Source organism: Embleya scabrispora DSM 41855 (assembly GCF_000372745.1).
Classification (GTDB): domain Bacteria; phylum Actinomycetota; class Actinomycetes; order Streptomycetales; family Streptomycetaceae; genus Embleya; species Embleya scabrispora.
Genome location: NZ_KB889584.1, coordinates 1 through 12,340, shown reverse-complemented (window position 1 = coordinate 12,340; position 12,340 = coordinate 1). Strand labels below are relative to the sequence as shown.

The window sequence follows — 12,340 nt, the reverse complement described above, 5'->3', positions numbered from 1 at the left end:
CGGGCGGTTCACGACGGATCCGGAGCGGATCCGGACCCACAACGCGTCGATGTGGACGATCGGCCAGACCGGATCCAGCGGGCGGTTCCGCCACGCGGTGAGCTCGTCGGCGACCGCGTCGGTCACCCGGGAGATCAGGTCCGGGCTCACCTGGACGCCGTGGACGCCGGCGAGGTGGGAGCGGATGNCGCGCACGCTCATCCCGCGCGCGTAGAGGGAGAGGATCCGCTCGTTGAATCCCGCCAACCGGCGCGCGTGCCGGGGCACCGGTGCCGGTTCGAAGTCCCCGTTGCGATCGCGCGGCACCGCGATCGTCACCTCGCCCGCGTCGGTGAGCACCGTCTTGGGTGAGGTGCCGTTGCGCGAGTTCCCCGACCCACGACCCGCCGGGTCGTGACGCTCGTACCCGAGATGCTCGGTCATCTCCGCGTCCAGGGCCCGCTCCGGCACGGCACGGGTGATCTCGGTCAACAGCCCGCCCTCACCCAACAGGGCCGTACCCGAGGCGTCCGCGCGATCCATCAACCGCTCGACCACCTCGTCCACCATTGCGTCCGTGTCCGCGGGCGGACCGGTGGGTCGTGGTTTCTCGATCTCGGTCATGACAGTCCGTTCCGGAAGGGCCGGGGAACCGGGACGGTACCCCGGCCCACCATTCACATCACGGACTTACACGAACTTTCAGACACATCCAAGATCCCCGACAGCGTCTGCGACTTGACGACGACATCAGGAAGCGAGGGCGGCGGCCAGGTGGGGCGAGTCGGTGTCGAAGAGTTCCTTCTCGACGTGGTCGAGGGCAAGACGAACCGCGCCCAGGGCGACGGCGTTGTGGTCGAGGGTCGAGGCGTGGACGGGCACGGGGAAGAGGGTCTTGGCGTGGAGGTGTTCCCGGAGCGGGTCGAGTAGGGTCCGTCCGGCTCGGCTGAGGCCGCCGGACACGATCACGCATTCCGGGTCGACGGTGAGTACCACGGCCGCGATGCCGGTGGCCAGGTGTTCGGCGAGCTCTTCGACCCGGGTCCGGGCGTCGGCGTCGTCGGCCACGGCTGCGCGGATGGTGGCCTCGGGGTCCTGTGGCCACGCGGCCATGGCGTCGAGAGCGCTCTGCCAGCGTGATTCCGGGAGAACGCCGATTTCGCCGGCGGCGCCGTGGACGCCTTGCAGGAGCCGGCCGTCGAGGACGATTCCGGCGGTGATGTGGCGGCCGGCGACGATGTTGACGAAATTGTCGGTGTCGCGGCCGGTGCCCAACCAGCGTTCGGCGAGGGTGGCCAGGCGGGCGTCGTTCCCCGTGACGACGGGCGTGTTGGGGGGGAGTGCCAGGTCCTCGGCGAGATTGCGGCCCTGCATCCCCGGGAGACGGGTGCTGCGGGTCACCCGCCCGCCGCGGTCGACGATGCCGGTGCTGGCGGCGCCGACGGCCAGTACGGTGCTCTCGCGGATTCCGGCGCTGCGGATCGCGGCGGCCATGACTTCGCGGATCGCGAGGATGCGATGGTCCGAGGAGAGGTTCGGGTCGAGTGCACGGCTTTGCCGTGCCCGCTCCGTGCCGGCGAGATCCGCGACGAGCACGTTGACTTCGTGAACCGCCATGTCCACCCCCAGCACGTATCCGTATTCGGCGCGGAAGCGATACCACTTGGCGGGGCGGCCGACCCGGCGTCGGTCCGGCTCCGGTACGACTTCCTCGGCGAGACCGGCGGTGACCAGTGCGACGGCGGCGTCCTCGGCGGTGTTGCGGGACACGCCGATCGCGGTGGCGAGGTCGCGCAGGGTCGACTCGCCCGCCTCGTGCAGCGCCCGCAGTACCGCCGCCGTGTTGATTCTCTGTAGCAGCTGTCCGTCGCCGCCTGCTCGTCCCATCGCTTTCCCCCTCTTGACACTCCGGCAAGCTCGCCGCAGACTCTACCAAAGTTATTTTAGTCAGTGACTCAAAAAATAAACCTGACTCACACGTCACTGCCGGCGGGCCCACGCGTAGCCGGACTACTACGTCACCCCCAACCGATTGGGGCCCTCGAAGGCACGCCGTGGCGTGTCCGTGACCGCGTGGCCCGACCGACAACCACGCCGACAACTACACCGCGGCCCGCCCGGCGGGCAGGGAAGGAACACCATGCGCACAAGAACGTCAGGACGCACCGGGGCAGTACTGGGCGCCGTCGCGATTACCACCGCGTTCGCGCTGTCCGGCTGCGCGGCCGGCGGCGATACCGCCAAGAGCGACGGGACCAAGGGCAACGTCACCATGTCGTTCCTGACATTCGAGACGCCGAACCTGACGGCCAAGTACTGGGACGACGCCATTGCCCGGGCCTCGGCGAAGGTACCCGGCGTCACGATCAAGAAGCTGGTCGCCCCGAGCGCGGACCGCGTCGCCTACGCCAAGCAGCTCGCGGCCTCCGGGCAGCTGCCGGACATCATGATCGCGGTGTCGCCGAACGGATTCGCGCAGGCCGGACAACTCGCGCCGTGGACGGACGCGGAGCTGACCGAGTTCATCGCGCCGCACTCGAACCCGATCGGCGGCAAGGTCTACCAACTGCCCTACAACACGCAGCCGACGCCGCTCGTCTACTACAACAAGTCCGACTTCGCCGCGGCCGGTATCACCGCGCCGCCGAAGACCTATGCCGAGTTGTTGGACGCCGGCGCGAAACTCAAGGCCAAGGGGATCAACCCGTTCGTGGTCGGCGGTGGCGGCAAGGACACCTGGGCGGACATGTTTCCGCTGATCGGCGCGGTGGCCACCGACACGTACAAGCAGACCCCGGACTGGCTGTCCCAGAAGGCGGCCGGCAAGACCAAGTTCACCGACCCGGCGTTCACCAAGGCCGCCGCCAAAGTCGCCGACCTGGCGAAGAGCGGCTACATCGACACCGCGGGACTCTCCCGGGCCTACACCGACGTCGAGCAGGCCTTCCGCGACAACAAGGGCGCGATGTACCCGATGGGCTCGTGGTTCGCGGCCTCGGCGGACGCCCAGAAGCCCGGCTTCGACGTCGGTGTGTTCCCCTGGCCTTCCGACGACGGATCGCTGGTCGTCCCCGCCTACACCGGCGGCGGCATGTCTGTCTCCGCCAAGGCGCCGAAGGTCGACCTGGCCAAGAAGTGGGCGCTGGCGTTCATGCTCGACAAGACCTCGTTGGACAACTCGGTGAAGACCGACGGCTCGATCATCGCGCTGAAGAACTACACCCCTCCGCCCGGCATGGGTCCCGTCTACACCGCGACCGCGGAGCTGTACCGGCAGGCGGTCGAGCAGAACGCGATCGTCGACGCGTTCTCCATCGAGACGGGTGACGGCTCCATGCCCGCCGGCCTGCCCGACAAGGCCGCCGCCGGCGTCGCCGACCTGATCACCGGCCGGAAGAACGCCGACCAGTTCGCATCGTTCCTCGACCAGGAATGGGCCAAGGCCAACCGATAGCCGACGGCAATCCTTGCCGCCGGCCCCGCGAGGAGGCAGGGGCCGGCCGCAGTCCACCACCGACTTGGAGATCACAGCAATGTCCGCGACACTCGCGCGCCCTGCGGGCGCCGGTCCCAGCAAGGCGGGACCCGGTCCCAGCAAGACGGGACGGGGTACACGCCCACCACGCGGTGGACGCCGGGTCACCAAGGCCTTGCACTTCCTGACCTTCGGCGCGCCGGGGATGATCGTCTACCTCCTCCTCGTCCTGGTCCCGATCGCCATGACGGTCCGCGCCGGCTTCACCAACCGCAACCCCGCCAACCCACCGACGCACTGGGTCGGACTGCGGAACTACAGGGACCTGCTCCACGACCCGGCCTTTACCGGAGCGCTGAGGAACACGCTGATCGTCACGGTCATCGTGACGGTCGCGGCCAACGTGCTGGGGCTGTTCATCGCGCAACTCCTGGACCGGAGCGGCTGGTTGTACAACGCGCTGCGCTCGGTCTTCTTCACCCCGGTCGTCCTGTCCTCGGTGGTCGTCTCGGTCATGTGGCAGGCGATCCTGTCCGACGACGGACTGCTGGCCTCGGCGCTGCGCGGCCTCGGTGTCGAGGACCCGCCCGGCTGGCTGTCCGATCCGGACCTGGCGCTGTACTCGGTGGCTTTCATCATTACCTGGCAGGTCCTGGGATTCTGCGTCGTGGTCTACCTGGCCGGCCTGGCCGCCGTTTCGACCGAACTCCTGGAGGCCGCCGAGATGGACGGCGCCGGCCGCCTGTCCCGGTTCCGCCACGTCACCTGGCCGATGCTGGCCCCGGCAGTGACCATCAACACCGTCATGCTGCTGATCACCGGCTTCAAGACCTACGACCAGATCCAGGTGATCACCAACGGGGGGCCCGGCAGCGGCACCACCTCCACCATCGCATTCGAGGTCGTGCAGACCACGTTCACCGGCAACCACATCGGCTACGGCTCGGCGATGGCGACCCTGATGCTCATGATCATCGCGGCGATCTCCGTGGTCGCGCTCCGCTTCCTGCAACGACGGGAGGTCACCCAGTGAACGCCACCCGCACGTCCCCCCGCTCGTCCTCCTGGTTCCGGCCCCTCGCGGCGACCTTCGTGACCGGGGTCTTCTTCCTCCCCCTGTACGTGGTCCTGGTCAACGTGTTCAAACCGGGCTCGGAGATCACCCCACATCCGGTCGGTGTCCCGATCCCTCCGTCGTTCACCTCGATCCACGAGGTCCTGACCCGCTCCGACCACCTGTTCTGGTACGGCCTGATCAACAGCGTGGAGGTCACCGCGATCTCCATCACGGTCCTGACCGTGGTCTCGGCGATGCTCGGCCACTACCTGGCGCGCTCGACCGGCCGCTGGGCCAAGGGGGCACTCGCGATCATGCTGTGCGGGCTGATGATCCCATCGACGGTGATCCTTCAACCGGTCACCGAGGTCCTGCGCTCGCTCGGTCTGATGAACACGATTCCCGGTCTGGTCCTGGCCAACATCGGCTACTACGTCCCGTTCGGCGTGTTCGTCTTCATGGGTTTCGTGAAGACCATCCCGCTCGAGTTGGAGGAAGCCGCGGCCCTGGACGGCGCAGGCCGCTTCCGGATCTTCTGGAGCGTGGTCTTCCCGCTGCTGCGGCCGGCCTCGGCCAGCGTGCTGGTGTTCCTCGGGGTGTGGATCTGGAACGACTTCCTCAACCCGCTGATCATCCTGGGGCCGGCCAACGGCACCACCGTCACCGTCGGCATCTACCGCGCGATCGGTGAGCACCAGAGCGACTTCGGCACGGTCTTCGCACTGATGTTCCTGGCCACCCTGCCCATCCTCGTCTTCTACCTCGCCTTCCAGAAGCACTTCGTCAAGGGCCTGACCGGCGGAGCCACCAAGGGATGACCACCCCACGGCGCAAGCCGCACCGCGCCGCCCGATTTCGTCCCGCAGCACCCCGTCACACCTCCTGGAGCACCTTGTGAACCCCCCGACCGGCACCACGCTCGACACCTTCATCAGCGGCGACTTCGACAGCCCGATGGACCGTCCACTGACGATCGTGATCGTCGGCGCCGGGAGCCGCGGCTACGCCTACGCCGACCTTGCCGCCAAGCGGCCGGAAACCGCGCGCGTGGTGGCGGTCGCCGAGCCGCGCGCGCAGGTCCGCGACGCCCTGGCCACCAAGCACCGCATCACCGAGGCGAACCGCCTCGCCCACTGGCGCGACCTGCTCGACCGGCCGCGCCTGGCCGACGTGGCGGTGATCGCGCTCCTGGACGCCGACCACCTCGCCGCAGCCGCCGGCCTCGCCGACCTCGGCTATCAGCTCCTGCTGGAAAAGCCGATGGCGACCACCGAAGCCGACTGCGAGGCGATCGCCGAGGCCGCCCGACGCAACGGCACCGCACTGGCCCTCACGCATGTCATGCGCTACACCCCCTACACCCTCAAGCTGAAGCAACTGCTGGCCGCGGGTGCGATCGGCGACCTCGTCTCGCTCCAACACCTGGAGCCGATCGGCTACTACCACTTCGCGCACTCCTTCGTCCGCGGGAACTGGCGCCGCGAGGACGAATCCTCGTCGCTTCTGCTGGCCAAGTCGTGCCACGACATCGACTGGATCACCGATGTCGTCGGCCGGCGGGTGGCCCGGGTCGGTTCCTTCGGCTCGCTGACCCACTTCCGGCCCGAGGCGGCCCCGGAGGGCGCGACCGACCGGTGCGTGACCTGCCCGCTGCAGGACTCGTGCGCCTACTCGGCCACGACGATCTACCGCGAGGGCCTGCGCCACGGCGGCACCAAGCGGTACTTCACCCAGATCATGACCGCCGACAAGCTCACCGAGGAAGCGGTCACCGCCGCGCTGACCCACGGGCCGTACGGCCGGTGCGTCTACCACAGCGACAACGACGTGCTCGACCACCAGGTCGTGAACCTGGAGTTCGACGGCGGGGCCACCGCCTCGTTCACACTGACCGCCTTCACCCCCCTGGAGAACCGCCACACCAAGATCTTCGGCACCCGAGGTCAACTCACCGGGGACGGCCGGTACATCGACGTCTACGACTTCCGCACCGAGACCCGCACCATCCACGACACCTCGCTCGACGGTTCGTCGGCCGCCGAAGGGCACGCCGGCGGCGACGAGGCACTGTTCAACGCCTTCGTCGACGCCCTGCACGGCGGCCGCCCCGAACTCATCGTCTCCGGCATCGAAGCCAGCCTGGCCGGCCACCGCGTGGTCTTCGCCGCCGAGCGGGCCCGGCACGCCAAAACCGTCGTCGAACTTTGATTCCCGACTTCCGCCGCCGAGCGCCGGGGGCGGTGAGGGAGCCCGACGCTGTCGCAGGCGCGACCTCCGCAGTACGACACAACATCGCGCGTCCTCGGCCAACGAAATGTCCCCGACACAGGCGAACGGCGAATCAGGAGCAGATCATGAGACGTGCACGCACATGGAGCACGGCAGTCGGTGTCGGCGCTCTGGCGCTGAGCATCGGCATGACGACGACCGTGCCGGCGAACGCCGCGGACGGTGCCGGAACGACGTCCCAGGGGACGACGGCCCAGAACAAGGCCGCGATCCGGCTCTCGGCCGGGTACCTCGCCATCGCCCTGGACTCAAGCGGCACCGTGTCCAGCCTCAAGGACTCCCGGACCGGGACGGACTACCTGGCACCGGGCAAGTCCGCCTCGCTGGTCAGTCTTGTCATCGACGGCCGGCAGGAACGTCCGACCAAGGTGAGCCGCTCCGGCGACCGCCTGACCTTCACCAACAAGAAGGTCGGCTTCCGGATCGTGGTGAAGGCGGAGGACCGGGCCGGCTACAGCACGCTGGAGGCGGTGGAGGTCGAGGGCCCCGCCGGAGCGGATGTGCAGACGCTGCTGTGGGGTCCGCTGCCCACCTCCGTCGACCAGAGCATCGGTCAAGCGGTCGGCGTGGTTCGCGACAACCAGTTCGCCATCGGGTTGAGGCCGCTGACCGACCGGACCGAGGGCGCCTGGCCACAGGAGTATCAGGACTTCGGCTGGGAAAGCGAGGTCGCGGACAATCCCGATAATCTGCAGGTGGCTCTGCCCCACGGGATCGAGGAGTGGAGCGCCGCGGGCAAGACGCCGTGGGGTTCGGTGCTGCGGGCCTTCACCTTCGACTACACGAAGGAACGCGCGCGGCAGAACATCGACGGTTACCGGATCCCGGTCGGCCCGCTGCCCGGCCGCAGCGGGCGGATCGTCGGATCCAAGATTGCGTTGTTCGGCGCTGCACCGGAGATGGCTTTGACCGTGTTGTCGGACATCGCGACCGGAGAGCACCTGCCGTACCCGACCCAGAACGGGCAATGGCAAAAGACGTCCCAGGCGAGCTCGCAGTCCTTCCTCGTCCTCGGAGACCTCAAGACCGGCAACATCCCCGCGGCGGCCGACTTCGCCAAGACGGCAGGGATGGATTACATCTACTCCCTGCCCAACGCGGTCGGGCCGTGGCAGACGACGGGGCACTACCAGTTCAACTCCAGCCTGGGCGGCAACGACGCCGGCGCCGCCCAAGCGGTGGACATCGCCAAGGCCAACGGTGTCCGGCTCGGCGTGCACACCATCTCGAACTTCGTCAGCCTGAACGACGCCTACGTCACACCGAAGTGGAGCCCGGATCTCGCACTCGGGCAACGCGCGACGTCGACCCGGCCGCTGGCCGCAGGTGACACCACCCTCTACCTCTCCAGCTGCGCGCCGACCGCCCCGGGACTGCTCGGCAGAACCCTGCGGATCGGCAGCGAGATCGTGACGTACGCGGAGTCGAGCCAGATCGGGAACGAATGCCGGGTCACCGGCCTGGGCCGGGGCAGCTGGGGTACCGTCGCGGCCGGCCACGCGATTGGTGACCCCGTCGCCCGCGTGCCGCAGAACCAGTACGGTGGTGCGTTCGGCGGACTCGGCATCCTCAACGACCTCTCCGACCGGTTCTCCATCATCTGGAACACCACGGGGATCATGTCCAACTCCTACGACGGCCTGGAGAGTGCTTCGGACTCCGGCTGGGGCGCGTACGGGATGGCCAAGCTGGTCAACGACACCTACGCGAAGACCAAGGCGAAGGACGGTTTCGTCACCGAGACCAGCCGGATGACCTCCAACACCTGGGACGCGCTCACCAGGTCGAGCTGGGGCGAAGTGGGCTCCACCAGCATGAACCAGGTGTTCGTCAACAACGCCTACTACCGGGCCAACTACCTCCCGGGCATGCTGGGTTGGATCAGCCTGAACGGCTCGGACACCGCGCTGAGCCTGGAAAACAAGCTGGCACGGGGCGCGGGCTTGAACGCCGGCGTCGGATTCCAGACCTCGGTGGACAGTCTCACCAAGGGTGGCGACCACGCCAAGACGCTGCTCGACACCATCAAGCAGTGGGAGACGACGCGCAACCTCGGAGCCTTCACCGAGGCACAGAAGGCACGCTTCCGCGACCAGTCCACCAACTGGCACCTCACCGTCGTCAAGCCCGGCCGGCAGTGGTCGCTCCAGGAACTCGACTCCGGCGGCAAGCCCGTCGGTACCGCACAGCCTGTCGTGGCTCCCACCCCGGCGTTCACCACGACGGGGCTGCCTGCGCCGACCGCAGGACGTCTGTACGAGGCGCGGGTTGCCACCAACAGCCCCGGAACGGTCCGCTACACCGTCACCGCCGGCACACTGCCGAAGGGCCTGCGCCTCAACCCCGACACCGGCGGCATCACCGGCATCCCGAAGTCCTCGAAGAACACCACCGTCATCATCACCGCAAAGGGTGGCCCCGGAGTCGCCGACGCCCAGGGCACGTTCACGACCGGCACCCTGGCAACGACCCCGGGGGTGACGCTCTCGTCGAACAAGACCCACGTCGACCGCGGCGGCTCGCTGACCGTGACCGCGTCCATAGCCAACGTCGGCACGACCGCGATGCCCGGCAGCACGGCGACGATCTCGCTGCCGTCCGGCTGGACCACGTCCGCGGCGACGGTCAACGTTGGCTCGATCGCTGCCGGGGCCACCGCGAAGGCGTCATGGACGCTCAACGTCGCCGCGGACGCCGCTTACGGCCCGCAACAGACCAGTACGGTGTCGGTGGCCTACACCGGCGGCCCCGGCAACACCACCGCGTCGCTGGCCCTGCCGCCGGTGGCGTACCCGAACCCGGCTGCGGCCTTCGACAACGCCGGTATCAGTGACGACGCCAACACAACCGCCGCGAACCTGGACGGCGCCGGACTGAGCCTGTCGGCGCAGGCGTTGGCCGCGTCGGGTCTGACTCCCGCCGCGAGCGTCGCCCACGACGGCGTGAACTTCACCTGGCCCAAGACCACGCCCGGCCGGCCGGACAACATCGTGGCTGCCGGCCAGGTCTTCCCGGTCACCGGGTCCGGCAGCAAGCTCGGGTTCATCGGCACCTCCACCAACGGGAGCGGCTCGGGCACCGGCACGATCACCTACGCCGACGGCACCACGCAGACCTACCCGCTGTCCTTCGCCGACTGGTGGGCCAACAGCCCGACAAACGGCAGCGACACCCTGACCAGCCTCCCCTACCTCAACACGGCCAAACAAAGCCATTACGGCCAAACAGTGAGCATCTACGCAGCGACCGTGCCGCTGCAAGCGGGCAAGACCGTCGCCTACGTGACCCTGCCCAACGCCGGCCAGATGCACATCTTCGCCACCGCCATCGGCTGACCCACCAGAGCCCCGCCGGCGCCGCCACCACGGCGCCGGCGCGGCCCATCCACGCCGCCCGCCAAGCGCTCGCCCGCGGCCTGAACGCCCGATGTGGCAACTCCCCGAACCCGAATGCACGGCATCCGTGCGACACGGTACGGCACGGCGCCAACGGTTCCGCGCTGTACGCCTTTTCCCTGCTCCGCCCGAGCCCAGGGGTCGCCTCCGTGGAATACCGCTTCGGCAAGACCCTGTCCATCCTCCGACGTGTTCGGGCTTCGGTACCCGGCGGCGGCACCTGGCGGACCTGTGCCTGTTCCCGCCGAGTGCCGAAGCCGCGACACTCGGCAGGAATCCGTCGCACTCCGCGCCGTGCGCGCCGCACTCCTCCACGTCGAACAACGACTGTTCAACCTCTCCTCGACAGCAGACTGAGACTCTTCGCGGTATCCCGCCCAACATGAACCGAAGAACGTGGGCGGCACGACGGCGGGTGCATCGGCCACGGCCACTGCCGAAGCCATGGAAATCCCGGCGAACCGGTTGTCGTGCCGCCAGGTGCGGATCACCCTGACCGCTCGGCGGAGAAGACGACGCGGTGGCTGTCGAGGCCCTCCTCAAGACCGGTGGTGATCAGGTCGGGCCGACCCTCGAGGGGCGCGTCGATGAAGGTGCCGACGAGTCCGGCTCGCCGCCGGATCGGCCCTCCGCCGTCGCGGATAAACAGGTGACGCCACCAGAGTTCACGGCCCGTGAGCCGGCCACCGGGACCCTCGACCAGGGAAGGGACATCACGTGACGGTCACCGACGCGGCGATCGAAAATATCAAGGAGATGATCGTCTCCGGCGCACTGCGTCCCGGCGACCGGCTGCCCAAAGAGGCCGACCTCGCCACCGAACTCGGCGTTTCCCGAAGTTCCCTCCGCAAGGCGGTCAGGGCACTATCGCTGCTGAACATCCTGGACGTACGCCAAGGGGACGGCACCTACATCGGCAGCCTCGAACCGCACCTCCTGCTGGAAGCCGTCACGTTCGTCCTGGACTTCCACCGGGACGATACCGTGATGCCGGCCCTCCGGGTCCGAGCGATCCTCGAGCCGGCCGCGACCGCACTGGCAGCACAACGGATCGACGACGCCGAACTGGCGGAACTGCAGGCTCTGCTCGACCGGGCCGGCGATTCGCCCAGCGCCGAGGAACTGGTCACCGCCGACCTGGAGTTCCACCACCGGATCGCGGCCGCGTCCGGAATCCCGCTGCTCTGCACCCTCTCGGAGAGCGTCTCGCGCCTCACCGTCCGGACTCGCGTCCGGCTCGGATTCACCGAACGGGACGCGGTCGCGTACACCCTCGCCGAACACCGCGCCATCGCCGCCGCTCTGGCCGACCGCGACCCGGACACCGCCCGTGCCTGGGCGACCGCGCACATCGCCGGCCTGACCCACCGGCTGTCGGCGGCCCTGTGACCGCGAGGCCGTCCCGGAGGAACAGGGGAACCGCACCGGGGAGTCCTGTACTGGTCGAATAGTGCTACTGCCAAGTTCCGCTTCGGGCGGGTAAGTAGTGGTCAAACAGTGGCGTTTCGGCTGCTCGGGGGCGAGTGTGGTGCCCTGGTCGACGAAGAGACGATGCCGAGCGTCTGGATCAGCCTCCCGTACGTGCTCACGCTCAGTGTGCTCACCGAGGCCCTGGGACTGCTGTGCTTCGGCCTGGCGCGCGGCTTGGGCGAAGTGGCACCTGGTTGGCTGCCGTTCATCGGCGGCAAGCGCATCCCGCCGTATGCCGCAATCATCCCCGCGACCCTCGGCGGCCTGGGCGCGACCGTGTTCTGGGCACCGACACTGCTCTCCTGGTTCGGCGTCCTCGGCGGCGGAGAGGGCTTCGCCAACGTGTGGTGGTGCACGCTCGCCCGGGTGTGCATCGCGCCGGGCATGTTGTGGGGGCCGATGACCCTGGCACTGACCTACGCCTACTACATGCGCCGCTGCCGCCCCACCACACGCCGCTGACGCTGCACACCGCCGCCACGCAGCGCCCACGCCNCANCGTCGAATCGGTCGGGGTCGGCACGACGTCTATCTGGTGTTCTCCTCAGGCAGCACGTCCGACTTCGTGAACGTCAATGGGTTCGCATTCACCAAATAGGTCCCGGCGGGACGGCGGGAGTCGAGGACAGGCTGCCGCCGTTCCGCCGCACCACCTGCCGGCGCAGCAGGCACCCA

General features: G+C 68.5%; 10 protein-coding genes. 8 read left to right on the top strand and 2 right to left on the bottom strand.

The window, feature by feature from the left end; all coding sequences use genetic code 11:
- Positions 1-603 (bottom strand): IS256 family transposase (locus tag A3IC_RS53120; protein WP_020549528.1); only part of this gene is annotated, 603 nt, incomplete at its 3' end.
- Between the two features lie 126 nt (positions 604-729).
- Positions 730-1,866: an ROK family transcriptional regulator gene (locus A3IC_RS0107920; protein ID WP_020549527.1), complete on the bottom strand. Its 1,137-nt coding sequence runs from the start codon at positions 1,864-1,866 to the stop codon at positions 730-732.
- Positions 1,867-2,119: 253 nt separating this feature from the next.
- On the opposite strand from A3IC_RS0107920, the gene A3IC_RS0107915 reads away from it, so the two are divergent.
- The 8 genes from A3IC_RS0107915 to A3IC_RS53110 all read left to right on the top strand — a co-directional run bounded on the left by A3IC_RS0107915 (position 2,120) and on the right by A3IC_RS53110 (position 12,127).
- Complete coding sequence (locus A3IC_RS0107915) at positions 2,120-3,433, top strand: ABC transporter substrate-binding protein (protein ID WP_020549526.1); 1,314 nt, start codon at positions 2,120-2,122, stop codon at positions 3,431-3,433.
- A 196-nt stretch (positions 3,434-3,629) separates the two neighbouring features.
- Entirely contained in the window at positions 3,630-4,487 is an 858-nt protein-coding gene (locus tag A3IC_RS0107910) for a carbohydrate ABC transporter permease (RefSeq protein ID WP_245599180.1), read from the top strand.
- On the top strand, positions 4,484-5,329 hold the full coding sequence (locus A3IC_RS0107905) for a carbohydrate ABC transporter permease (protein ID WP_020549524.1): 846 nt from the start codon (positions 4,484-4,486) through the stop codon (positions 5,327-5,329). The genes A3IC_RS0107910 and A3IC_RS0107905 overlap by 4 nt, the downstream gene beginning before the upstream one ends.
- Before the next feature lie 76 nt (positions 5,330-5,405).
- Positions 5,406-6,719 (top strand): Gfo/Idh/MocA family protein, encoded by a 1,314-nt coding sequence (locus A3IC_RS0107900; protein WP_020549523.1) that lies wholly within the window; start codon positions 5,406-5,408, stop codon positions 6,717-6,719.
- Between the two features lie 146 nt (positions 6,720-6,865).
- Positions 6,866-10,135: an NEW3 domain-containing protein gene (locus A3IC_RS61955; RefSeq protein ID WP_052173264.1), complete on the top strand. Its 3,270-nt coding sequence runs from the start codon at positions 6,866-6,868 to the stop codon at positions 10,133-10,135.
- 580 nt (positions 10,136-10,715) lie between these two features.
- On the top strand, positions 10,716-10,916 hold the full coding sequence (locus A3IC_RS0107890; RefSeq protein ID WP_020549521.1) for a hypothetical protein: 201 nt from the start codon (positions 10,716-10,718) through the stop codon (positions 10,914-10,916).
- The gene (locus A3IC_RS0107885; protein WP_020549520.1) at positions 10,913-11,584 is read left to right on the top strand and encodes a FadR/GntR family transcriptional regulator; all 672 of its coding nucleotides are present in this window, start codon (positions 10,913-10,915) and stop codon (positions 11,582-11,584) included. Before A3IC_RS0107890 ends, A3IC_RS0107885 begins: the two co-directional genes overlap by 4 nt.
- Before the next feature lie 162 nt (positions 11,585-11,746).
- Positions 11,747-12,127, top strand: a complete 381-nt coding sequence (locus tag A3IC_RS53110) for a hypothetical protein (protein WP_040876307.1) — start codon at positions 11,747-11,749, stop codon at positions 12,125-12,127.
- Positions 12,128-12,340 lie beyond the last annotated feature (213 nt).